Annotated in this window: 18 protein-coding genes and 3 pseudogenes; 10 read left to right on the plus strand and 11 right to left on the minus strand. The window is 32.8% G+C overall.

Annotated features, from left to right (window positions below; all coding sequences use genetic code 11):
- The first annotated feature begins 145 nt into the window (after window positions 1–145).
- The gene (locus M1L26_RS03940) at window positions 146–1,471 is read left to right on the plus strand and encodes an IS4 family transposase (protein ID WP_250119932.1); all 1,326 of its coding nucleotides are present in this window, start codon (window positions 146–148) and stop codon (window positions 1,469–1,471) included.
- 18 nt (window positions 1,472–1,489) lie between these two features.
- Here the strand turns inward: M1L26_RS03940 and M1L26_RS03945 are convergent.
- The 3 genes and pseudogenes from M1L26_RS03945 to ribF form a co-directional block, all read right to left on the minus strand.
- Window positions 1,490–1,684 (minus strand): annotated as a pseudogene (locus tag M1L26_RS03945) (insulinase family protein); the annotation flags it as partial.
- 4 nt (window positions 1,685–1,688) lie between these two features.
- Window positions 1,689–2,165, minus strand: a complete 477-nt coding sequence (gene lspA, locus M1L26_RS03950; RefSeq protein WP_250119979.1) for a signal peptidase II — start codon at window positions 2,163–2,165, stop codon at window positions 1,689–1,691.
- Window positions 2,162–3,094, minus strand: coding sequence for a riboflavin biosynthesis protein RibF (ribF, locus tag M1L26_RS03955; RefSeq protein ID WP_063630547.1), 933 nt, complete (start codon window positions 3,092–3,094; stop codon window positions 2,162–2,164). Before ribF ends, lspA begins: the two co-directional genes overlap by 4 nt.
- A 68-nt stretch (window positions 3,095–3,162) precedes the next feature.
- Between ribF and M1L26_RS03960 the strand changes: the two genes are divergently transcribed.
- Complete coding sequence (locus M1L26_RS03960; protein ID WP_006015443.1) at window positions 3,163–3,534, plus strand: glutaredoxin; 372 nt, start codon at window positions 3,163–3,165, stop codon at window positions 3,532–3,534.
- A gap of 95 nt (window positions 3,535–3,629) precedes the next feature.
- The gene (locus tag M1L26_RS03965; protein ID WP_007301937.1) at window positions 3,630–4,502 is read left to right on the plus strand and encodes a hypothetical protein; all 873 of its coding nucleotides are present in this window, start codon (window positions 3,630–3,632) and stop codon (window positions 4,500–4,502) included.
- A gap of 239 nt (window positions 4,503–4,741) precedes the next feature.
- On the opposite strand, the gene lepA is transcribed toward M1L26_RS03965, so the two are convergent.
- The 4 genes from lepA to M1L26_RS03985 form a co-directional block, all read right to left on the minus strand.
- Entirely contained in the window at window positions 4,742–6,538 is a 1,797-nt protein-coding gene (gene lepA, locus M1L26_RS03970; protein WP_211908422.1) for a translation elongation factor 4, read from the minus strand.
- An 81-nt stretch (window positions 6,539–6,619) separates the two neighbouring features.
- On the minus strand, window positions 6,620–6,826 hold the full coding sequence (locus M1L26_RS03975) for a hypothetical protein (protein ID WP_250119980.1): 207 nt from the start codon (window positions 6,824–6,826) through the stop codon (window positions 6,620–6,622).
- A complete protein-coding gene (locus M1L26_RS03980) occupies window positions 6,801–7,631 on the minus strand; it encodes a hypothetical protein (protein ID WP_250119981.1) in 831 nt (276 codons plus the stop codon). The genes M1L26_RS03975 and M1L26_RS03980 overlap by 26 nt, the downstream gene beginning before the upstream one ends.
- Window positions 7,632–7,716: 85 nt before the next feature.
- The gene (locus M1L26_RS03985) at window positions 7,717–9,093 is read right to left on the minus strand and encodes a malonyl-CoA decarboxylase (RefSeq protein ID WP_250119982.1); all 1,377 of its coding nucleotides are present in this window, start codon (window positions 9,091–9,093) and stop codon (window positions 7,717–7,719) included.
- Between the two features lie 305 nt (window positions 9,094–9,398).
- Between M1L26_RS03985 and M1L26_RS03990 the strand changes: the two genes are divergently transcribed.
- Entirely contained in the window at window positions 9,399–10,724 is a 1,326-nt protein-coding gene (locus tag M1L26_RS03990; RefSeq protein WP_250119932.1) for an IS4 family transposase, read from the plus strand.
- Here M1L26_RS03990 and M1L26_RS03995 read toward each other — a convergent pair.
- The 3 genes and pseudogenes from M1L26_RS03995 to M1L26_RS04005 form a co-directional block, all read right to left on the minus strand.
- Window positions 10,711–11,529: an OTU domain-containing protein gene (locus M1L26_RS03995; RefSeq protein WP_250119983.1), complete on the minus strand. Its 819-nt coding sequence runs from the start codon at window positions 11,527–11,529 to the stop codon at window positions 10,711–10,713. The two genes, M1L26_RS03990 and M1L26_RS03995, sit on opposite strands and share 14 nt — an antisense overlap.
- A gap of 83 nt (window positions 11,530–11,612) precedes the next feature.
- Window positions 11,613–12,638: a phage tail protein gene (locus tag M1L26_RS04000; protein ID WP_250119984.1), complete on the minus strand. Its 1,026-nt coding sequence runs from the start codon at window positions 12,636–12,638 to the stop codon at window positions 11,613–11,615.
- A 263-nt stretch (window positions 12,639–12,901) separates the two neighbouring features.
- Window positions 12,902–13,420 (minus strand): annotated as a pseudogene (locus M1L26_RS04005) (baseplate J/gp47 family protein); the annotation flags it as partial.
- 305 nt (window positions 13,421–13,725) lie between these two features.
- Between M1L26_RS04005 and M1L26_RS04010 the strand changes: the two are divergent.
- The 4 genes from M1L26_RS04010 to M1L26_RS04025 all read left to right on the plus strand — a co-directional run bounded on the left by M1L26_RS04010 (window position 13,726) and on the right by M1L26_RS04025 (window position 20,895).
- A complete protein-coding gene (locus M1L26_RS04010; protein ID WP_250119985.1) occupies window positions 13,726–15,975 on the plus strand; it encodes a coiled-coil domain-containing protein in 2,250 nt (749 codons plus the stop codon).
- 68 nt (window positions 15,976–16,043) lie between these two features.
- Complete coding sequence (locus tag M1L26_RS04015; RefSeq protein WP_250119986.1) at window positions 16,044–19,646, plus strand: collagen-like protein; 3,603 nt, start codon at window positions 16,044–16,046, stop codon at window positions 19,644–19,646.
- Between the two features lie 4 nt (window positions 19,647–19,650).
- Entirely contained in the window at window positions 19,651–20,622 is a 972-nt protein-coding gene (locus tag M1L26_RS04020) for a hypothetical protein (protein ID WP_250119987.1), read from the plus strand.
- A gap of 45 nt (window positions 20,623–20,667) precedes the next feature.
- Window positions 20,668–20,895 carry a hypothetical protein gene (locus M1L26_RS04025; protein WP_250119988.1) on the plus strand — a complete coding sequence of 76 codons (228 nt, stop codon included), beginning with the start codon at window positions 20,668–20,670 and terminating at the stop codon, window positions 20,893–20,895.
- A gap of 330 nt (window positions 20,896–21,225) precedes the next feature.
- Here M1L26_RS04025 and M1L26_RS04030 read toward each other — a convergent pair whose 3' ends face one another.
- The gene (locus tag M1L26_RS04030) at window positions 21,226–22,227 is read right to left on the minus strand and encodes a WD_0033/WD_0034 family tandem repeat-containing protein (RefSeq protein WP_250119989.1); all 1,002 of its coding nucleotides are present in this window, start codon (window positions 22,225–22,227) and stop codon (window positions 21,226–21,228) included.
- A 113-nt stretch (window positions 22,228–22,340) separates the two neighbouring features.
- Here M1L26_RS04030 and M1L26_RS04035 point away from each other — a divergent pair, with 113 nt between their 5' ends.
- Together M1L26_RS04035 and M1L26_RS04040 are read left to right on the plus strand one after the other, a co-directional pair.
- Window positions 22,341–23,666, plus strand: coding sequence for an IS4 family transposase (locus M1L26_RS04035; RefSeq protein WP_250119932.1), 1,326 nt, complete (start codon window positions 22,341–22,343; stop codon window positions 23,664–23,666).
- 10 nt (window positions 23,667–23,676) lie between these two features.
- Window positions 23,677–24,023: pseudogene (locus tag M1L26_RS04040) on the plus strand (transposase); the annotation flags it as partial.
- Between the last annotated feature and the right edge of the window lie 86 nt (window positions 24,024–24,109).

Raw genomic sequence — 24,109 nt, forward strand, 5'->3', positions numbered from 1 at the left:
AGTGCAGTAGTAGCAATTCCCAGATTTTCCTCTCACCCCTCTCTATCTAGTCCTCCATACGCGTCAAGTTAAGGAAATAAAGGTATGAAAGAGATAGAATAATAAGGTATAAGTTCTCCCAGATATACTTTTAGTGAGAGAACCAATGAATAAAATAACTTGCTTATCAAAAAAGCTCAAAGAATTTTTTAATGAAAAAGCAGAGAAAATCTCAATTACAACAAGGTTTATAAAAAGAAAGAGAAAGCTAAAAGGTTCATCATTCGTAAAAGCCATGGTCTTGGGTAATATAGGAGTTGATAATTGTAGCGTAGAAACAATGTGTCAATTACTAAACGAGGACTCGATAGATATAACAAAACAAGGTTTGGATTTTAGATTTACTGAAGAAGCAGTGGAATTTATGAAAAGGATGTATAATGAATCTGTGATTCTCTTTAAAAATATCTTGCAAGTTGATTGCAAAATCTTACAGCAATTTAATAGTGTTAAATTATTGGACAGTAGCTATATTACTCTACCTAACAGTATGGAAGAGATGTATAAAGGTTATGGTACTAGCTACAGTGGCTATGAAAGCAATACTAAGTCTGGAATAAAGTTACAATTAGTTTTCGACTACATGAATCAGATAATAGACCAACTTAATTTAACGGAGGGGGTAAGATCAGACCAGGGATATAGGAAACATTTAAGTAATATATTAAGCAATGATTTGCTAATATCTGATCTCGGTTATTTTGTGCCAAGTTCTTTTAAACAAATCAATGAAATAGGAGCTTATTTCATAAGTCGTTATAAATCTGATACCAACATATATGATGTAGAAACAAATCAAAAAATGGAGTTATTAGAATGTTTAGAGGATAAGTTATTTTTAGAAAACGAGGTATTGTTAGGAAAAGAAGCAAAAATTAGAGTAAGAATTATATGTCAGAAACTAACTGAAGAACAGTCTATGGCCAGAAGAAGGAAAGCTAATAGATTAGCAAGATCGCAGGGATATACATCCTCTAAAAGAAATCAAAAATTGTTGAACTGGTCAATATTTATAACTAATGTTCCAGAAAATAAAATTAGTGCTGAGCAAGTATTAACGATTTACAGAGTAAGGTGGCAAATTGAGTTATTATTTAAATTGTATAAAAGCCATATCAGGCTTGATAAGCTAAAAGGAAAGCCATGCAGAGTATTATGTGAACTATATGCTAAATTGTGCGCAATTCTTATATTTCACGGCATAGTTGGTTGCACAGAAGTGAAAAAGAATACAGAACTTAGCTTAACAAAGGCATTTATTGAGCTAAAAAGGCGGGTTAGAGAGTTATTTTTAGTATTAACCAAAATTAATAGTTTAAAAGCATTTCTTAAAAAACTCACTATAACTTGGTCGCTATTTTCATTAAAAGACAAACGTAGAAGGGCTAGAGTATCCACTTTAACCTCTCTAAATTTGCTCACAATCTCTTAACTTGACGCGTATGGTTGTGCCAATTGGGTCATCCATTCCCCCAACTTTATATATTATTGCATGAAAAACAGCTGGAATTCGGTGATTAGGTACTACATAAACATCCAATCCGTTACTGAGCTTAGCATGCTTTATGATTTCAGCTTCCAAAGAAATCGGACAAATGAAAAAAAACACAGATAGTATAAAAAAACTAAAGAATTTGCGAAGCATTATTTCATTCCTCATTTTGCTTAGAGATAGACCTATCATATATATACCACTTATATAACAATGTACACATTCCACAAACTATAGATAGATCTGCTAAATTAAAGGCTGGCCAATACCAATCATTGATATGAAAATATATGAAGTCATATACAGCTCCCCAATAGATTCTATCAATTACATTTCCGATCGCTCCACCAATCATCAGAGAAAAACTAAGGTAAATTGACTTATCATTAGATTTATATATCAAGTATGCAAGTATACCAATTATTAATATTGAACATGCTGAAAAAAAGAAGCTGCCATGCGGCAGAGTACTACATATTCCAAAGCTAATTCCTGAATTCCAAACTTCAACTAATTTCATAAAACTAGTAATCTCGATTGACTCCCCCTCATCAATCAAAGAGTTTATATACAATTTACTTGTTTGATCGAATGATACTATAATCAATATAATAACTAAACATATCCTTTTCATAAATTTATCTTTAACTGGTAAGCCTTCATTATATCACGATCTATCTGTTTTGTTAACTCGTTAATACTATGGAATTTTTTTTCTGCCCTAATAAATTTTAAAAGTTGTATGTCAACCTTAAAATTGTATACATTTTCGTTGAAGTCAAATATATGCATTTCTACTATAGGTTTTTTTAAGTCCTTAAATGTAGGTCTCATACCAATGTTGACTACTCCATATAGCCAACTTGAACTATTTTCAGAAAATGCAACTTTGGCGTAATATGTACCAAGCTTAGGTTTTATCATGTAATCTTCTATCGGAATGTTTATGGTTGGAAACCCTATTTCTCTACCTCTACATGCACCTTTTGTTACAATACCAGAAACTTGATAAGACCTACCAAGTAATTTATTAGCAATTTCTATTTCGCCTTTTTGTAAACACTCCCTGATTGAGGAAGAAGAGCAAATTTTTCTATCGATTATCAATGGCTCTAATTTAGTTAAAGAATATTCATACATCTGAGAATATTTTTCTAGAGTTAATATGTTACCCAATCGTTTGTGACCAAAAGTACAACTTTCTCCAACAGTTATATGTTTAGCACCATACTTCTTTACCAAAATCTTACCAATAAAGTCATCGCAGCTAACCTCAGAAAAACCTCTACTAAAATTAATAATATACAAGTAATCTATACCATAGCTGCTGATTAGTTCCTTTTTTTGTTCTTGGTCTATCAACCTAAAATTGTTCCTACTAAATAAAACAGTTGATGGGTGAGGCTCAAAAGTTAAAACTGCAGAGGGTAATCCTCTTTCTTGTGCTACCTTCTTTAGATTGGAAATTGCAAACTTATGTCCTAAATGAACGCCATCGAAATTTCCGAAAGTTAGTGCCACATTATCTTTTATCCCTTGCTCACAGTTGTAAATAATTTTCATACAATTTGATATTTTATATATATTTTTTATATATAATAGTTGTATTTTATAAACTATGGAGATAAATCATGAAAAACACTAAAGGAAAAGTTGTAATATATGTGAAGAAGTACTGCCCATTCTGCAAGAAAGCAAAAGAGTTATTGGATGAAAAAGGTGTGAAATACGAAGAAATTGATGTACTTAGAAACTCGGATTTGTTTGACGGTATAAAATCAAAATATAACGTCAGGACAGTTCCACAAATTTTTATTACTGATGAAAATGGTGATTATGTACATCATATTGCTGGATGTGACAAATTGATGGATCTTGAAAAAGAAGGAAAGTTGGATAATATGTTAAATAACAATGAAGATAGCATTAATGCAACAGCTTACACAAGCGGCAGTGATGAACACGAGGGATGTAATATAATACATAATGAAGATTTTATGTGATTTTTTTGTCTTACTGTTGCTGGCATACCCACTTTAAACAATTTTTAATGAATTAAAAATACAATTCATCTAGTGAGTTTTTTTAGTGGGAAAAAATGATAAAAAATATTATAATTGTTAGCAAAAACTTAATTAGTATTGAATTAATTAACAAACAAGATTTAGAGAGTTTCATCAAGATTTTCACAGTGCTTGATAAGCATATAGCAGCTAAAACTCTTTTTACAGAAGAAGTGACAATAGAGTATAAACAACACAATTGCATAGAAGTTGTTGAATTGATAAAAGATACAGGTTTTACATATCATGATGTTGAGAATGTGTTAAATCACCTAAGTAATCATGGAATGAAAGTACCAAGTAGCGTTATAGCAAGCACCCTTTCTTCTTCATACAATCACGCACTTGAGTCTAAGGATGTAGCATTTGCCTGTTCTAAAGGGTTGCCACAATTTTACATCAGGGTAAATAAGAATACCTTTATAATGACTCCTATAAGTGAAGAGAATCTGGAATTGAATTCGCAAAATAGCAAAATGCTTATAGAGTCATTAAAGAGCGAAAAAAGCACTTATGATTGCATAGTGGAAGAAAATATCATCAAAGTTATAGTGCATTCTGAAATACATCAGGCTATAAACTCGATTATAAAATCACTGATAAAGTCTTGCCTTTTAGCAAGAGATGAAGAAGAAAAATTCAAAGAGAAATTGAGACAACTTGCTTTTAAAGATCAAGCTTTCGTTGAGTATTCTAGCATCAAAACCATTCATAGATATCCGAATAACCATCCTCTGAGAAAGCATGAAAGTGTTATTAAAGATATAGAAAATATTTTATGTGATTTCATAATAAATGAGAACAGCGGGTTTGCTATAGAGCGGTTAAATAGACTGGGCTCAGAAGTCTCTCCAAATACTCCAAGAATCATCACTAAAACTATAGATAAGCTTGTTAAGTTTCACTAAAATGTTGTTGGAATGGTTTTAGCCAATGTCTACATATATCTGATTTTTACTGATTGAGTGGAGCAATTGAGCTGCTCTCTGTCATCCCAGCGTTTAACACTGGGATGATTTCGTTGTATGGTATCTTGTATAGTGTTTTACAAATTCACATAGCTATTTCAAATTTACCTATATCAATGTCAGTAAATTTATTGAGAAAATATCACTTAGTTCTTTAAATTTATGTTTTTGGATATATATTAATCATTTATTTTCAAAGCCTCAATAAAAGCATTTTGTGGGATGTTTATGTTTCCCACAGAATGCAATCTTTTCTTACCTTTCTTCTGCTTTTCAAGCAGCTTCATCCTTCGTGTGACGTCTCCACCATAGAGCTTGGCTGTTACATCTTTTCTATACGGGTTAATCGTTTCTCTAGCAATAATTTTTCCGCCTACTGCCGCTTGAATCGCGATTTTATATTGCTGGCGTGGTATCAAGTCTTTCAAACGTGCACATATTTCGCGGCCTCTTTTTTCTGCCCTGCTTTTATGAACAATGCAGGCTAACGCATCCACAGGTTCTCCATTAACTAAAAAACTTAATTTATCTATCTGACTTTCCTGATAATCGGATATTTCCCAATCTAAACTTGCATATCCCTTGGAAATTGATTTTAGTCTATCGTAAAAATCAAAAACAACCTCAGACAGCGGTAATTTATACTTCAGTAGTGCTGTTGTCGTATTACCAACATAAGATAAATCCTGCTGTTCTCCTCTCCTCTCTTCACACAGAGATAGAATCTCTCCTAAATATTGATCAGGTACCATTATAGTTGCAGTGATCCACGGTTCTTCCACTATTTCAATTTTTGTAGGGTCTGGCATATCGCTTGGGTTATGGATATTTAAAACTTTACCATTTTGTATTGCAACTTTATATATAACACTCGGTGCAGTTGCTGTTAGATCTAAATCAAATTCTCTTTCGAGTCTTTCTTGAATGACTTCAAGATGTAGCATTCCTAAGAAACCGCAACGAAATCCATAACCTAGGGCATTTGACGTTTCAGCATCAAATGTAAAACTAGCATCATTTAAATGTAATTTTTCTAGTGCTTCCCTTAAATATTTAAAATCATCTGTGTTATTGGGAAAAATACTGCAAAATACTACAGGATGTACTTCTTTAAAGCCAGGTAATGCCTTGCTGCACGGCCTTTTCTCTTCAGTAATAGTGTCTCCTACTTTGCAGTCTGCTACTTCTTTCATTGAAGCAGTTATAAAACCAACTTCACCTGCTGAAAGTTCACCAGTCATAACTTTTTTAGGAGTGAAAATACCGATATTATCGACCTGATATGTAGCATTATTAGACATCATAACGATTCTCATGCCTTTTTTTAGTACTCCATTTTTAACTCGCACTAAAATTACTACTCCTAGGTAAGGATCATACCAACTATCAACTAAAATTGCTTGCAGTGGAGCATTTGTATCACCTTGAGGAGCGGGAAGTTTTGTCACTATAGCTTCAAGTACATCCTTTATCCCAAGACCAGTTTTTGCCGATATCAAAATTGACTCACTTGCATCAATACCAATTACTTCTTCAATCTGAAGCTTTACCTTTTCTGGATCTGCAGCAGGAAGGTCAACTTTATTGAGCACAACTATTATCTCATGATTATTGTCAATTGCCTTGTACACATTTGCCAGAGTCTGAGCTTCAACTCCTTGGCTGCTGTCCACCACCAAAAGTGAGCCTTCACATGCAGCTAAGCTTCGGCTGACTTCATATGAAAAGTCAACATGACCTGGTGTGTCCATGAGGTTGAGGCAATATTTATTACCATTATTTGCAGTGTAATTGAGTCTTACCGTTTGTGCTTTGATTGTGATTCCGCGTTCACGCTCTATATCCATTGAGTCAAGTACCTGATTGGTCATTTCCCTTGTCTCAAGACCGTTACATTCTTCTATCAAACGATCAGCAAGAGTTGACTTCCCATGATCTATATGTGCTATTATTGCAAAATTTCTTATATTGTTCATAGATCTACTTATTTAAGTAGATCTATTTTACATTTTAAGTATTACAAGAGCAATTATTTATATCTCTTTTTGCTAAAAACATTAAGCTGAAGTCCTTGCCAATGGCCGGCAATGCTCATTAGCTGATGCTTGCTTCACTGTGCTACTTGGATCTTCTTGCTGTCTACACGTTTTTACTGCATCAGCAAGGCTTAGGTAACCAAGGACAGGAACTTTAATTTTTACATCTTTATTTTTTTCTAAATCTTTATCATCTGGTTTATTACTTACTATCTTTAATACTGCCATCGCTAGCACTTAATGTGATGCTACATTCCCTTTCACCTACATACCAGTTAAACTTTATTCCATATTGAGCTGCAGTACCTAAATTATAATATCTAACCCCCTCATGTATGTAGCCACTGATAGGTTCTTTTTGATCTCCACTTGAAAGAAGAAAACCGGCAATATTGTTTTCTTTACAAAATTCACTATTTAAAAATTCGCTTACCCTAATATCTGTGTTTTTATTGTCGTCTTTTAGCTTGATTGTTGCATAAAGAGAATTTTGATCCTTACGCTTTTCAATTGACACCGCATCAATGGTGCCATTTTTTATGTACTTGCCAAACTCCTCTTTAGCTTTCTCTTCTAACTCTTTTTGCCTTGCTGCACTTTGTTGTTGTTGCGTTTTTTCTAGCGCTTCTTCCATTTTTTTCTTAAGTGATTCGATATCACAAATTAACACAGATTCATCAATGTTGGGGATCGCTGATTCTTGGCCCACTCCTGTCTTCAATCCTTTAATTATGTTTACTATCTTTAAGATAGACTCTAAGTTTTGATAATATACATCAATTTTTTTACTATTTAGGCTACCCTTATTTTTATCCCAGTCATCACTGATGTGAGAAAACATTGAATCAAGCCCTTTGTAAATTGTTCCCAATTCACTTGATTCCTCTAGGCTTATTCCATCACATTTAATACTACTAACACAATCATTGAATGACTTTATTTCTTCAGGATCTATAAAGAGACTGTGCAGTTCCTTACGCTCTACTCTATCTTGTATTTTTTGTTTTATTGCTTTTAATATCTTACTATTCATATATTTTACCTCATAAAGCTATTCAATATTATATACATAAAGATTAGGAAATGTTAAAACTTTCTACATTCTTGCATACTTCCTATTATTCTTTTAACATAGACGATACTTTTTTTGAATGAGAAGTCGCTTTATTAATCATATAATTCTCATGATTGTTATCTATTTTAGGCAGCTCATACAGATAATTCACCATTATTCCGGCTGACTGACTAATGCCTTTTTCAGAAGTATCAGCCATCCAGTTGATTTGTTTTATTGATGCACCATTGCTTAAATGAAAGTGTGCTACTGGATCATAAGCACCCCCACCACTGCTTTTAACCTTTAGCAAATAATGTGCACAAAGTTTCAGTAGGGACTGTTTTTCGCATTCAATGTTAGTTTTTATGCTTTCTAAAATTTCTGTACCTGATTGTTTTATATTAAGCTTACCTAATAAAGCTACGTCTTGATTTTTTAGCCATTTTGTAAATCCAGGAACTGGAGAAAGAGTTGCATACACTTTTACGCTTTTAAATTCTTGCGATAGTTTTTCTACGACTCTCTTTATTAAAAAGTTACCGAGGCTAATTCCAGATAAACCAGTTTGAGTGTTTGATATTGAATAGAATATAGCAGTACTTGCACTGCTTGGGTCACTTGAAGGAACTGACTCGTCCAAAACGTGTTGAATACTATCTGCAATCTCATTCATCAGTGCAACCTCTACAAAAATTAAAGGTTCATTTGGTATTTTGTAATGAAAGAAAGCAAAACAGAGACGATCAGAATCTAGTCTGTTTTTTAAGTCATCCCAAGAGGAAATTTTATGTACAGCTTCATATTTTATAAGTTTTTCCAACAATGATGCAGGTGAATCCCAAGTGATTTGATGAAGATCAAGTAGATCAACATCAACCAAAGTACAAAGTATACTTTTTAATTCGTTTTCTAGTGGACTTAGACTTTTATATTGATTCTTCAGCTTGAGTACATCAGAACGCATATCAACAATAAACTTAAGGCCCTCCGGTAAGGAGATAAACTGCTTCAATATTTTAGAGCGTGGTGATTCAAGGACTTTTATTAAGTCTTGTTCAAACTTATAGCTCGACTCAGAATCTTGATTTTTCTTATATACTTTTATTTCTTCATCTATTTTCGTTTTATCCGGATTGAACTTTTCTGCCAGGGTTTGTAAAAATTTTATTTGACCTGCCTCTGATAAACTCAAGTACAAATTACCAAGAGATACGGTGTTCTTACGTGCTGAGACTTCACCCCCCTTTGGGTTTAAGCATTCGTTCATCTTCAAGACTAAACTATCGACATCGCGACTACTACTTAAATCAGGGCTAATATTGCCAACCCATGACCTTACAGCATCTGCTACTTCACCTAATATTTTAAAAAAGCCCTTTGGTGCTTTCTTATCTTCAACTTTTACTATATCAGTTTTTGCTAATGACTCTTTTATCATATTTCCTTTTATCGTGTATCTATCTTAATTTAAAGAAAAATCTTAGTCTACAAAGAAGGCATATATTTTCATGGTACAACTATTTTACAATCTATTTAAAATTTTCGTAAAGAGAGTTAGATTTTTAATTTCATTATTTCTCTTACAAAAGTACTTTTATTATAAAAATGCTCTTTTTTCTCTCCCCCTTTTCCGGGTAAGGCTGATTTTTTAATCATACGCGTCAAGTTAAGGAAATAAAGGTATGAAAGAGATAGAATAATAAGGTATAAGTTCTCCCAGATATACTTTTAGTGAGAGAACCAATGAATAAAATAACTTGCTTATCAAAAAAGCTCAAAGAATTTTTTAATGAAAAAGCAGAGAAAATCTCAATTACAACAAGGTTTATAAAAAGAAAGAGAAAGCTAAAAGGTTCATCATTCGTAAAAGCCATGGTCTTGGGTAATATAGGAGTTGATAATTGTAGCGTAGAAACAATGTGTCAATTACTAAACGAGGACTCGATAGATATAACAAAACAAGGTTTGGATTTTAGATTTACTGAAGAAGCAGTGGAATTTATGAAAAGGATGTATAATGAATCTGTGATTCTCTTTAAAAATATCTTGCAAGTTGATTGCAAAATCTTACAGCAATTTAATAGTGTTAAATTATTGGACAGTAGCTATATTACTCTACCTAACAGTATGGAAGAGATGTATAAAGGTTATGGTACTAGCTACAGTGGCTATGAAAGCAATACTAAGTCTGGAATAAAGTTACAATTAGTTTTCGACTACATGAATCAGATAATAGACCAACTTAATTTAACGGAGGGGGTAAGATCAGACCAGGGATATAGGAAACATTTAAGTAATATATTAAGCAATGATTTGCTAATATCTGATCTCGGTTATTTTGTGCCAAGTTCTTTTAAACAAATCAATGAAATAGGAGCTTATTTCATAAGTCGTTATAAATCTGATACCAACATATATGATGTAGAAACAAATCAAAAAATGGAGTTATTAGAATGTTTAGAGGATAAGTTATTTTTAGAAAACGAGGTATTGTTAGGAAAAGAAGCAAAAATTAGAGTAAGAATTATATGTCAGAAACTAACTGAAGAACAGTCTATGGCCAGAAGAAGGAAAGCTAATAGATTAGCAAGATCGCAGGGATATACATCCTCTAAAAGAAATCAAAAATTGTTGAACTGGTCAATATTTATAACTAATGTTCCAGAAAATAAAATTAGTGCTGAGCAAGTATTAACGATTTACAGAGTAAGGTGGCAAATTGAGTTATTATTTAAATTGTATAAAAGCCATATCAGGCTTGATAAGCTAAAAGGAAAGCCATGCAGAGTATTATGTGAACTATATGCTAAATTGTGCGCAATTCTTATATTTCACGGCATAGTTGGTTGCACAGAAGTGAAAAAGAATACAGAACTTAGCTTAACAAAGGCATTTATTGAGCTAAAAAGGCGGGTTAGAGAGTTATTTTTAGTATTAACCAAAATTAATAGTTTAAAAGCATTTCTTAAAAAACTCACTATAACTTGGTCGCTATTTTCATTAAAAGACAAACGTAGAAGGGCTAGAGTATCCACTTTAACCTCTCTAAATTTGCTCACAATCTCTTAACTTGACGCGTATGGTCCATTTGATTGTCTGTGACATCTTTCATTTCTGCTTCGAAATTTTGTCGAAAATAAACAGACTCACTGTCCAATTTTTTTTCACTAGCCATGGTTTTATAATAGTAAAGTGACGTTTGCTGTACTGTCCCTCTTAAGATTGGTTGAAAATGAAGACCTCCTTGATTTACTATATGTATAGTATCTTTTGTATAGTAAATTTTCTTACTAAGAATCTCGCTATTTAATATATCCTTTTGGTAACCTTCCTTATCAATAAGGTGATGCGTTATTACAACTTCTTCATCCCCATTAAGGGTTATTTCAACAAAATGCAATCTTACATTATATACTATACAAATTATTCTTCCCTCAATCTCTGGTAGACCCCACACAGGCACATTTAATTTTAATCTATCTATTACTTCAGATCCTTTCTCAATATCATTTGCGGTAAACCCAATGCGTGGAACATAATAAGAAATGATTCTACAGTCATTTTTTAAAGCTTCTTTAAGCCATGACGAGTCAATATTAAGTTGACTCTCTGCAAACAGCCTACAAATACGTCTTAAAGATTTTACAGTAAAGCCCCTATTAGGTTTAAGCTGTTCAAGCCCCTGTGCAACTGCGTGAAAGAAACAATCTCCCTTACCAATAGCTTCCCCTATTGTAAAACCTTCTGGCAAATCTAAACCAATAGGTATTTGTTGACTACTAGATGGTAGTGTATCTTTTTTTTGCTCTCTTATTAACTCAGATCGATTAACTGCTTGTTTAAAATAATTTACAGAATTCAATGTCTTTAACACAATACTCCCACATATTTATTACGTAAAATGTAACTTTATTATGAATAATAAAGATCTAACAAGGCAAGAATTTTTTGCATGTTTTAGCATTTTATTATAGTTTGTATTTTTAAAACTAAACCAATTGTAATCTTCTGATCTGTATAGTTTTCTACTTTGTAGTGGTGAGTAACGCTAAACCTTTCTAAAATTGGCTTGTGTTTTAAACTCCAATGTTGCCATGAAAGTTTATCGCTTCCCAATACAAATTTATTCCCTCTTTCCTCTACACTACTAACTGGAAAACATGCGTTTATTTCTCCTAATCTCCAACTGTCCGATAATACTATTTGTGCCTTAGCAAACTTTATTTCTGGTAATAAACTTTGTGGTAATGGATATAGTGCTTTTAAATTGTACCACTGATGATTTCTTGCATAGATGCCTTTGTAATCCTTTGTATGAGCCTCTGTTTCTCCAAGTACTGCTATATCTAATCGATATATGTCATTACTAAATGCTTGCTCATAATGGTTACGTAGATAACTCTCTATAACCTTAATTGATGTACCACTAAACCTGAAAAAATTTACTCTTCCAAACGATAATACTGGTCCATCCTTTTCAACCTTTATCCCTGAGTAATCCGATAACAAATTTCCAAAAAAGCTTTCATCTAAAATAAACCTATCAACGTTGTAGTAATCATTAAACATCCTCATTAGCCCCGATCTTGCTGGTAGTGATAGTTTTGCAAGTTCTACTACTGCATCCACAAAAAAGTCATTTGGAACATCTTTTATTCCTATTTGCAACTCGAAAAAATGTTTACCAGGTGGTTCTTCTATGATTGTAATATCTTCTATATTTGCCCATTTTAATGCTATTTTCAGTGAGGCAGGTGTTCCTCTTAAACGCTGAAATTTTATTCCTTCTACTACGGCTTTTCTTCTATCTTTTACCCAACGCAGTATCTCTTCTAAACCATATTCTTCTATTATCCATGGTAATGTTTCTTCTTTCAGGTTGAACTTAAACCCTCTTATACAGCTTGGATCAACCTTATAATCTATTGCATCAACCAGTGCTTGCTCTTGCTTTGTTGCGTTTGGCGGTAATAAACTTTTCATTTGTCTTTTCTTTCAAGTTGCTTTAATTTCCTTTATTTAGGTAGCTTATGAGTAAGCAAGAGATCATTGCAGAACTGATCAAAAATAAAGATGTTCTTAATATCGAAAACACTTTCCTTAATATTTGACCATATTATCCATACTTTAAAAAACAAATTACAACTTCTGGAAGAAAATCAATACTTTCCTCTCCCTAACATTGGATCCAGTAAACCACTTATTGCACGCAATCCCCTCACTGGCACAAAACAAAAAAATACGTTTTAAATCCTATCTAACTTGACATGGCCAAGCACTGCACACTCATTCCCCAATACTACAACATCCTCTTTTGGCTCGATTAATTCTACGTTTTCTACACCATCTACAAATAGATTCGCTATTATCCACGATCTTGTTACACTCCACCCTAATCTTTTTGCTAATTCAAACTTCTTAATAAACTGCTTCTTGATTTCTTCCTCTGATATTACAGGACTTATGCTCATTCTGCTGTGAATATCTATTTCCGTAATATTGCAACCAATTACTGTTACTGTATCTGTTAAAACCCTTATATCATCTCTAGTAACCTGCTTTTTTACAATTTCTAGTAGCTCTTCTGAAGCTATGCCAGTTGTGGATAATTGTGTTGATAAGATTGAAATTTGTACTTTCCCTGGTATAGGTGATTCCACTAGTGCATCTTTTACTCTACTATCTGCTGACAGTGCATGATATTTATAATATTCCTTACTTCCTCCTGTTGACCAACCTGCTATTTTTGCTTTTACCCTCTTTTTTACACAACGCCGCTTTTATTTAAATTGTTCTCACGAAGGTAGGTACTTTCTTGTGATTTTTGGAAAGAGTAAATGATCAAATTCCTTATAACACTAATTAGTATGGTCTTTTCATTAAATTTATCCTCTCAAAAAGACTGTGCTTTATCCATCTACTTTAATGGTATCATAATATTTTACACCTAAATCTATTCTATAAAAATTCACAATACGAATTAGTAAATAGATTATATTCAAACCGATTGCATTTATGATATATAGCGTATACAATATATTACTTGTTTATTTTAGTAGGGGGTATAGGTATGTTTAGTTCGAAGCAGGTAGTACAATATAATTTATTTGGTAGTAACGTCCTTGAAGGCATTTCATCTTGTAAATTTGCACATTTTCCTGAAGAGGTATTTGAGATTAGCAGTGAAGAAAATCAAGTAATAGATAGTTTAGAAAGCAAAATAGAAAATCTACAACAGGAAAATTTTGATCTTAAAAAAAATGTAGAGTTACAAAAACACTATAAGAAAAGAGTAGAAGAGTATTACGAAGAAGTAAGTGAACTTACCAGAGAAATGCAAACCCTAGAAGGGAAAATTAAAAAGCTTGCAGTTAAATTACAAAAAAGTACAAGAAGTTTAACTGAAAATGATCAAGACATCGAACAGCTAAAACAGAAAGTAGAAATATTATTATTAGAAACTCAGAACAAAAGTGATGTAATTAAGAACTTAAATAACCAATTAAAAGAGGCAAAGAATGAAATTCAGTTAACAGACAAAATAAATGAAGAGTTACAGCAAAAACTGGATTTGACTGAAGCTGAGTTAAACAGAGTAAGAAAAGAAAGTACAGTGCTGATAAACAGTATAGAGGATTTGAAAGGTAATTATGAAAATCAGATACTAGAAAAAAAGAAGGAACTTAATGATATAAGAGATCAATTGTGTATTTATTTATCAGAGTATAAAGAGCTATTTGCAGAATTCAGTAGTCTGCAGAAGGAAAACGAGAGTTTAAAACAGAAAAATTTCTATATTAGTAATGAAGTGTCTCTTGCAGATGAAATAAACAAAGAAAACGTAAGAAAAGAAATAGCGAGAACTCAGTCTATACCTAAAGTAGAAACCAGGTGTATTAAAGATAATGATGATCAAGAACCAACCTGGCTATGTAGAGAAGGAGAAAATAATCAATATGATAAAACAAGTGAAGATAAAGACTCTGAAGATACTGACTACGAGATTGGAGTATGGAATGAAGCTGATAATGAAAGTAGCGATGATCATAAATCAACTCGGCTATATGGAAAAACAGAAAATTGTCTAACAAGTGAAGATAAAAACCTTGAAAATACCGATTTCCCGATTGAAGTATGGAATGGAACGGATAGTGAAGATGAAGACAATGTTAGCCCTTGCCCTGATTATGATGAAAGTTTTGGTAGGCATTACAGTCAACTATTCTATACTGACGAGATAACCCGTAAAGAAAAAGGAAAAGATACTTTTCTTTTAATCCGTCAAAAAGACTCTTTTTCTCTAACAAAGGTAAAGCTGAATACAAGAGAAGAAGAAAAGTATGAAAGTATTTGGCAAAAAATAAATAAGATTCATGATTATCTAGACATTTTAGGTTACTCTGGTAGCGAAGAAGATTATGAGGAGTGCGAAAAAGAATTTGATAAAGTTATAAGCGCAGCACTGGAACAAGGAATAATGTTCACTTTTCCATATAAATCTGGTATGTCCTTGATAGATCGTATAGCTGACACATTTCAAAAGCTATATTTATCTGCTGACACTACTCGAATTTATGAGTTCTTACACAAGAGAAAAATATTTCAGGTAATATCAGAAGGTGCATCTTTAAATAGATCGAGCGACGAAGAGCATGAAGATTTTGTGAACATAATTTGTTCAGATTTAGACACTTTGAGTAAACGATCCGAAAACCTTTCAAAGCTTAAGGAATTAGCACTTGAAAGTATTATGAATAAAAGTGAGCAAATTGATGAATATGACTTTGAACTAGAAATAGATAATGGATATTTTTGCATAGATTATCCACAAAATAGTATTGTTGAAGTTGCAAGGATATTAAATAATCAAAAAGCTAAAGATTTAAATCTAAACATTGGTATACTTCAAGTTGGAAACAGTATAATTAGAATTGAAAATATAGGAGGAAGGAGAAATTATACAGAGTTCTCGGGAGATATCATTGAAATGTCTTTTACCACTGAAGTAGGAGAGATCAGTATTCATCTATGTCCTAGTGAGAAAGATAGTAATAAAATAGAAGTGAGGCTTGTCGATGAAGTAAGATTTAACAAGTTAGAGAATAAATCAAGTTTAGGGCAGAGTTGTCTGTTAGGTGGGAAAAGTGTTTTGACAGCTATAGAAAATGGGTATTTCGAAAGAAATAGTAGTGCTTTTAAAGAGTTAGGTAAGACTATTAGACAGTCAGATTGTACAATGGAAAATCCATCTAGCTTTTTAGAAGAAGTTAATAGAAATCAGCTACTAAAAGTAAATGCAAGAGCTTATGGTAGGGGATAAAGATTAATTTACCTTATACGTCATATATCTTTGATAAACATCACCATTTTATCATCTCTAATTTCAAGATGAACCCTACGAACAGTATACTAACTAATTTTTATCAACAAGAGCTATACTTAAAGCTAGAAAAAGTAGAAAGTGATTATAAGTTGGTTCTAGTTAATAATGAAGATCAATATTATTATTATGTTTACTATAATGATACAAATATTGTCAAAATAGCTACTTTTAATTCTATACCTAGCAATTTCATAAAATATCAAGGTCAGGATTATATTCTCTCTTATGATGGAGAGTGTTCAGTCAATTTTGTACCGCTAATAAATAGTAGGGTTCTAGTAGATCCAAAAGATATAATGAGTAATCAAGACATAGATTTTGTCTTAAAAGAGCTTGAAAAGCTGCCTGATAAGAGACTTAGAATAGGCGTTGGAAAGAATTTTTTAAGGGGACCAGAAGAAGTGCTATCAAGTACTTATAAAAGTGCTGAAGTATATGGTATACGTGGTAATAAAATTGGGATATTGAATAATATTGCTACTAGCTTTAGTAATAAAAAATTAGAGCTATTCTCTGGAAATGTTTCTATCGATACCATAGATCAATTTGGTGCTAATCTTAGTCTTAAAAAGACTAATCCTCGTTTTAGAATAAAAAGATTGAATAATGACAATTATGTAGGATGCATGTTAAGTAAGTATGGTAAATGTGAGAGATTTTATGCTCTGACACCTGAGAGCTTTGAGCAAGGAGAATATGCTTATACAGATTATGATGATGATGAGGAGGAGTTTGACCAGCAGAGTCACTATTTATACGCTTATTACTACTATTTACATGATCTGGAGGTTACTGTGAATAATAAAAAATTAGAACAAAGAATTGAAGATTTAGAAAGAATAGTTAAAAATTTAAATAATAGCATAGCATTAGTACCCGGTTTAAAAGGTGAGCCAGGTGAAAGGGGTATGCGAGGTCTTCCAGGTTCCTACGGCCAAAAAGGTGAGCCCGGAGAATTAGTATGGGATAGTAGACCTGGAGAGAAAGGAGAGAGAGGTTTTCCAGGTCCGAAGGGTGAACATGGAATAATGGGTTACCCAGGTAACAAAGGTGAACCCGGACCTATTGGTCCTCCGGGTATTCCAGGTCTTGATGGTATTCCTGGTAAACCGGGGACTCCTGGGCAAAAAGGGAATAAGGGGGATACCCTAAATGCTCAAGAAATTGCAACTGAATTAGTTACTAGTAAAAAAGCTGAGTTAGTGGAAGCAGTTCTTAATACAAAGGGTATCATAGGTAAAAATCTTGCAACTCAGATTGCCGATAAGATTAATATCCACTCGCAGGAATTTGTGAATAAAATTGATGCAGTAAAATTTACTGAAGGAGTAGTAAATAAACTTTCTTTAGAGGAAGCAAAAAACATTGTAAAAGATACTGTGAGTAAGGTAACAAGTGATGCCACAAAGAAAAATAATCCAGACTCTATGGCCTTCAATAAATATGAAAATTTTGCAGAAAAGCTTGCTGAACTACTTGTTCGTAGAAGTAGTATGAGCGAGAAAGAAGCTCAAACTCTTGTAAAAGATAAGGTAAGTAATTGGGGACTTGCTAAGTATCTTCTGATTCATAGTGATTTAAATGAGCAAATAAAAGCTCTAGAAATGGTGAAGAAAGAAATAAACGAGGAAAAATTAATTCAGTCCTTGCTTGATTATGCTCAATTAAAAGGCAATGCAAGCGCAACAAAAACAATAATTGAAAATATTGTTCATCAGTTCCTTGACACTAAAAAAGTAGGTGAACTAGGAAGAGCAGTACTAGAAGCAAAAGATAATCAAGGTAAAAAGATCTTAGTTAATGATCTGGCCTTACAAAAAGGAGTAGCAGAAGAGTTGAGAAAAAATCCTGGACAAACGAAAGGAGATACTGGAATACCAGGTACACCTGGACTAAAGGGTGATAAAGGTGTGCGAGGTGAAAGTGGAACGAAGGGACCAAGGGGTTGGAAAGGTGAGCCTGGTTCTAAAGGTCTAAAAGGTGAGAGAGGAGATATTGGTCCAAGAGGATCAGATGGGTTACCAGGTTCGAAAGGAGACTTAGGTCCTAAAGGAGATATTGGAGCTCCAGGTGTACCTGGTCTTAAAGGTGATCAAGGAAATATTGGTTTCAAAGGAGATACTGGCTCTAAAGGTGATAAAGGTAGAGATACAAGTCCTGAAGAAGTTGCACAAAAATTAATTAATAATGGAACTATTGCTAATGAGGTGCTTGAATACCGTGACCAAGGCGGAGATTTAGTATTAGAGAAGCAAGTTACAGGAAGAATCATTAGTAATCAAGATATTCAAACAGGAATAGCTATTGCATTAGCTGATAACAGAATGGAAGAGCTAGCAGATGTGTTACTACGTGGTGCTAATCATACATTAGTAGAAAAACTTGCAAATAATACCGAGCTAACACAAAGCATTTCAGAAGAACTAAGGAAAAATCCAGGAGAAGTCCAAGGTCCTAAAGGGGAAAAAGGAGATATAGGTCCTAAAGGATTAGAAGGGGCTATGGGAATAAAAGGTGATAGGGGTGAGAAAGGAGAGATAGGTTCTAAAGGTGAGAAAGGAGGTCCAGGTGCGAATGGATTGCAAGGTCCAAAAGGATCAGATGGGTTGCCAGGATCTAAGGGAGAGATAGGTTTGCAAGGACCTAAAGGTCAGGTTGGTAGATCTGGTCTTAAGGGTAGTAAAGGAGATACTGGTCTAACGGGAATACCAGGTCCCAAGGGAGAAGATGGAATAGGTGCTGCATTAGCTGATAAGTTTTTGTATGAGATAAAAAAAGTAAAGAATGAAACTCTGAATGCTAAAGATTCAGCAGAGGTAGCCAAAAATGCTTCAGAAAGTTTTACTAAAGAAGCTAAAAATGCTAATGATAACATTATAGAACTACACAATAAAACAGAAAACTTCACAAAGAAAGCTGAAGTTTTCTGCAATGCTAGCAAAAAATCTGCAAGTGATGCATCTGTCTCAGAATCTAATACTCAAACTTTTTATAGTCAAACACAAAAGATGTTCTGTGTAATACAGCCTGATGATACAAGTTGTGTTATAGAGAAAAGAGATAAGAGGGAAATAATAAACTCACCAGTGACAAGCGGAGCAAGCAGACCAACTTCATTTATATCTCAAGTAATAAATTTCTTTTACCCTGCGGCAGGACAGGATGAATATAAAATAAAAAATGAAATACAGGAAGTGGCAAAAATAATAGATGCAGCAGATATTGTAACAAAATTTGAAGAAGTATTAGGAGCAACAGCTGTGAAATGTGGCATTTCAAAGAAAAGTCTAAATTTTGATCCAGTAGAACTGCAGTCAACCATTGTCAATAAGTCATTACTTAATGATGAAAATCATAACGAGTTGTTGAAGTTCTTGTGTGTAACTGCGAAAAAATCACTCCCTAATTACAAACAAACTAGTAAATGTTTGTCTACTTTTAGAGATCATATGGAAAAAAGATTAAAAGACAATGAGCAGCAAAGAGCTCTCGTTAATACTGAAAAAATAGTGGCAGATAATGAGCAGCCAAGGAGTTTTATGACTTATGTTGCTCCTCCTAGTAGCCTCAGTGCCATTAATCAGCAAGTTGTTGGTTATTTAAGGTAATAGCATGAAAAAGTATACATTTGAAATAGACGATAAGAATCCACTTTATAAAAAGCTAATTGAGTTGCCTACTACATATTACAGATTAAAGCACAATAATAACAAATATACTATCCATTCACACATTGGTACGGCTGAGCTGGGTGATGATACTAATGGTTTAAAGTTAAAGAAGCAGGGTGATAAAATATTTTTATATAAAGGAGCCTCGCCTCTGAAGGTGCACAACACAAATGGCGAAGTAAAGGACCTAGTTATAGAGCAGGGAGATATTATTAGTGAAAAAAAAAGTGATATTTTGGAAACGATTAAAACACAAGAAATAAATATTGTATTGAAGGAAGGGAGTAGTATCTCAGACTTTGCTCTCGGATTATCTTATTTAAATGATGATTTGAGTACATTAACTGGAATATTGTCCTTCATTGATTTTTATAATGAAGATGATCCAGCACTACAGAAGATTAAAGGAGAAGAAGGTAGGCTTTATTTTACAATAGAAGAAGATAATATCTTTGTATCAGACAAAAATGGAAACTGTCTTCCGGTGTGTAAAGATGGTAGTTGCTATAAATATCAATACACAAAAAATAAACATGATATAGAAATCAGTGAGATATCAAAAATAATAGAAAGCTTAACTAAGACTAAGGAGTGTAGTATATTAGAAACAACAGAAAGTTCAATTAAGGCCGGACAGAGTTTGACTTTTCAGCAAGAAGAGAAGTTATCGGAGTATGATATGTATGAAGTAGAAAATGGTGAGTGTATATCTACTTTACCGAAAATTGTCTATCATATGTTTAACAATGAGTTTCTCATACATAACTATACTACAAAAGAAAAAGAGGTAGAAATTCCTAGAGATTTTCATTACCTTAAAGTTGTTCAGTCCAGTAGTAATGATGATTATCAATTAACATTTTGTAATTTCTTAGGTAATGAGTTTTTTGAACATAAAAAGTATGATCCATAATACTCAAACGTTTCAGATGAATATAAGTATATAAGTTTAAACTGTATGAGAAAGGAATATAAACCAAATTTCTGCAAGTTGCTTAATCATAAGCCATCGTTTTTTATCACAGAAGGGACTGCTAATTCAAATTGTCCATGTCACTATTCAGCTGATATATATGAATTAACAAGTAGTGGAAAAGGTAGGAAAATGGCTATATTAATTGACCAATCTTACTCTTTAAACGAGGATTGTGATTGCTATACAAACGTAGAAGTATTGCTCTCATAAAATTCGAATTCTGGATTAGATTTCAGATAAATTATTGAAAATTTTGACTTTTTTAACTAAGTATGGTCAAACTCAAAAATAGTAGTTATAGAACTTTTTACAATAGTCCCAACAGATCATCATGCGCTACTGGCTATATATAGCCATCAACATATGTCTTATCGCATTCGGACTATTATAAGAAAGGTTATAACTTCTGAAACCTAAATTATGTATTAATAATTAAAAAGAGATCGATAACTTATAATTACGAGATTTACGATGGAAAAGTTAATGAGCATCTTTTAAATTCGATTAGACTTAGCTAAAAAAATCGAGATTTTCAATAATTTATCTAAAATCTAATCCAGAAATCGGGTTTGAAGAGTGGATAGTAGGCTGCTCTACTTTTTCAAGCCTGGTATTAGGCTCTAAATTACTACACAATCCAAAACTTACGCAAGCTAACCCAGCAATTCCAATAACTATCCCTAGTATATGTATTTCCATAATATAAAACACAATACCACTTACTAATAACACTGCACCAATAACTCCAGCTAAAATTGGTTGATTTGATGATTTTCCATCTTTAGTAATGCCATATCCAATATTAAAATATGGTTCAGCTTGAAATGACCTATTTGGCTCTTGCATATTAGTTTGCGTAAAAGTATTTTGGTCTTTCTTATTGATTTTACAGATGGGTTGATTTGTATGACGATTTTCTCTGTGCCACTCAGTGTTATTTTCTGCATCTTTCTCAAATATATTAACGATTTCTTCTTGCTCATCAGTAATAAAATTTAAAGAATTTTCTTCGCCTTTGTTTTCCTCTTTTACACTGGTTTCACATGTGGGCTTAATATCTTTGCTTCCTGTTGAAATATTTTGGGTTTCTTCACTATTTGCAAACATAGTTTCGTGTATTTCAAGATCTCTACAGTCTTTATTGATACCCTCACATCTAGTTTCAACATTACTACTTGCAGCTTCAACTTCTATATTCAGAATTTCCTCAAACTCCTTCAGAATCAGTGCACTTTCTTTGCAATTGTGTTTATTAGCATAGTCAAGTAGTGTATGGCTTATCTCTTTACCTTCTGCTTTCTTTACTTTCACTTTTTGGTTGAGAATTTCTTTTAAAATACCATTCTTTTTAGAAGCTTCTAGAACTGCTCTAATAGCTTTACTATCTTCCTCTAATATGCAGGATACCAGTGCAGTGTAAGTTATTGTTAGACCATTCGGCAATTTTTGGATCAATTCCTCACTAAGAACATCCTTTAAGATTCCTTGATTTATTGCTTCTTGTAAAAGCTCCTCAAAAGCTTGATTATTTTTATAGAACACAGAGTGGCACAGTAGCGTCAGAGCATACGCGTCAAGTTAAGGAAATAAAGGTATGAAAGAGATAGAATAATAAGGTATAAGTTCTCCCAGATATACTTTTAGTGAGAGAACCAATGAATAAAATAACTTGCTTATCAAAAAAGCTCAAAGAATTTTTTAATGAAAAAGCAGAGAAAATCTCAATTACAACAAGGTTTATAAAAAGAAAGAGAAAGCTAAAAGGTTCATCATTCGTAAAAGCCATGGTCTTGGGTAATATAGGAGTTGATAATTGTAGCGTAGAAACAATGTGTCAATTACTAAACGAGGACTCGATAGATATAACAAAACAAGGTTTGGATTTTAGATTTACTGAAGAAGCAGTGGAATTTATGAAAAGGATGTATAATGAATCTGTGATTCTCTTTAAAAATATCTTGCAAGTTGATTGCAAAATCTTACAGCAATTTAATAGTGTTAAATTATTGGACAGTAGCTATATTACTCTACCTAACAGTATGGAAGAGATGTATAAAGGTTATGGTACTAGCTACAGTGGCTATGAAAGCAATACTAAGTCTGGAATAAAGTTACAATTAGTTTTCGACTACATGAATCAGATAATAGACCAACTTAATTTAACGGAGGGGGTAAGATCAGACCAGGGATATAGGAAACATTTAAGTAATATATTAAGCAATGATTTGCTAATATCTGATCTCGGTTATTTTGTGCCAAGTTCTTTTAAACAAATCAATGAAATAGGAGCTTATTTCATAAGTCGTTATAAATCTGATACCAACATATATGATGTAGAAACAAATCAAAAAATGGAGTTATTAGAATGTTTAGAGGATAAGTTATTTTTAGAAAACGAGGTATTGTTAGGAAAAGAAGCAAAAATTAGAGTAAGAATTATATGTCAGAAACTAACTGAAGAACAGTCTATGGCCAGAAGAAGGAAAGCTAATAGATTAGCAAGATCGCAGGGATATACATCCTCTAAAAGAAATCAAAAATTGTTGAACTGGTCAATATTTATAACTAATGTTCCAGAAAATAAAATTAGTGCTGAGCAAGTATTAACGATTTACAGAGTAAGGTGGCAAATTGAGTTATTATTTAAATTGTATAAAAGCCATATCAGGCTTGATAAGCTAAAAGGAAAGCCATGCAGAGTATTATGTGAACTATATGCTAAATTGTGCGCAATTCTTATATTTCACGGCATAGTTGGTTGCACAGAAGTGAAAAAGAATACAGAACTTAGCTTAACAAAGGCATTTATTGAGCTAAAAAGGCGGGTTAGAGAGTTATTTTTAGTATTAACCAAAATTAATAGTTTAAAAGCATTTCTTAAAAAACTCACTATAACTTGGTCGCTATTTTCATTAAAAGACAAACGTAGAAGGGCTAGAGTATCCACTTTAACCTCTCTAAATTTGCTCACAATCTCTTAACTTGACGCGTATGGTATACCCAAGTGACATAAGTCGAGAGAAGTTTGAGATTATTTCACCAGATCTGGAGTCTTGTGGAAAAAACAAAACCAAGAAAACTTGATTTGTATGATATATTTTGCGGAGTATTGTACACCCTAAAAAGTGGTTATCAATGGAGGATGCTACCAAAAGAGTTTCCAAGACGGCGCAATTGTTATGATTATTTCAAAAATGGAGTGAAAAAGTAAAAGGAAAGAAAAAACCAGCTTTTGCATAATTGACGCTCAGAGTGTAAAGAACGCAGACACTGATGAAGAAAAAGGCTATGACTCTGGTAAAAAAATCTCAGGAATAAAACGCCATATCGCACAAGATATAGATGTTTGCTATTTATTCTTAAGCTTATTTAAATAGCATTTTACTTTTTTTAGTATGTAGAGATTTTCTAGGAATTATTCTAT

This window comes from Wolbachia endosymbiont of Ostrinia scapulalis (assembly GCF_023559145.1).
Taxonomy (GTDB): Bacteria; Pseudomonadota; Alphaproteobacteria; order Rickettsiales; family Anaplasmataceae; genus Wolbachia.

Bases quoted from the DNA above. Each gene is read 5' to 3' on its own strand.
- M1L26_RS03940 (WP_250119932.1), top strand. From the start codon at position 146: ATGAATAAAATAACTTGCTTATCAAAAAAGCTCAAAGAATTTTTTAAT.
- lspA (WP_250119979.1), bottom strand. From the start codon at position 2,165: ATGAAAAGGATATGTTTAGTTATTATATTGATTATAGTATCATTCGAT.
- ribF (WP_063630547.1), bottom strand. From the start codon at position 3,094: ATGAAAATTATTTACAACTGTGAGCAAGGGATAAAAGATAATGTGGCA.
- M1L26_RS03960 (WP_006015443.1), top strand. From the start codon at position 3,163: ATGAAAAACACTAAAGGAAAAGTTGTAATATATGTGAAGAAGTACTGC.
- M1L26_RS03965 (WP_007301937.1), top strand. From the start codon at position 3,630: ATGATAAAAAATATTATAATTGTTAGCAAAAACTTAATTAGTATTGAA.
- lepA (WP_211908422.1), bottom strand. From the start codon at position 6,538: ATGAACAATATAAGAAATTTTGCAATAATAGCACATATAGATCATGGG.
- M1L26_RS03975 (WP_250119980.1), bottom strand. From the start codon at position 6,826: ATGGCAGTATTAAAGATAGTAAGTAATAAACCAGATGATAAAGATTTA.
- M1L26_RS03980 (WP_250119981.1), bottom strand. From the start codon at position 7,631: ATGAATAGTAAGATATTAAAAGCAATAAAACAAAAAATACAAGATAGA.
- M1L26_RS03985 (WP_250119982.1), bottom strand. From the start codon at position 9,093: ATGATAAAAGAGTCATTAGCAAAAACTGATATAGTAAAAGTTGAAGAT.
- M1L26_RS03990 (WP_250119932.1), top strand. From the start codon at position 9,399: ATGAATAAAATAACTTGCTTATCAAAAAAGCTCAAAGAATTTTTTAAT.
- M1L26_RS04000 (WP_250119984.1), bottom strand. From the start codon at position 12,638: ATGAAAAGTTTATTACCGCCAAACGCAACAAAGCAAGAGCAAGCACTG.
- M1L26_RS04010 (WP_250119985.1), top strand. From the start codon at position 13,726: ATGTTTAGTTCGAAGCAGGTAGTACAATATAATTTATTTGGTAGTAAC.
- M1L26_RS04015 (WP_250119986.1), top strand. From the start codon at position 16,044: ATGAACCCTACGAACAGTATACTAACTAATTTTTATCAACAAGAGCTA.
- M1L26_RS04020 (WP_250119987.1), top strand. From the start codon at position 19,651: ATGAAAAAGTATACATTTGAAATAGACGATAAGAATCCACTTTATAAA.
- M1L26_RS04025 (WP_250119988.1), top strand. From the start codon at position 20,668: ATGAGAAAGGAATATAAACCAAATTTCTGCAAGTTGCTTAATCATAAG.
- M1L26_RS04035 (WP_250119932.1), top strand. From the start codon at position 22,341: ATGAATAAAATAACTTGCTTATCAAAAAAGCTCAAAGAATTTTTTAAT.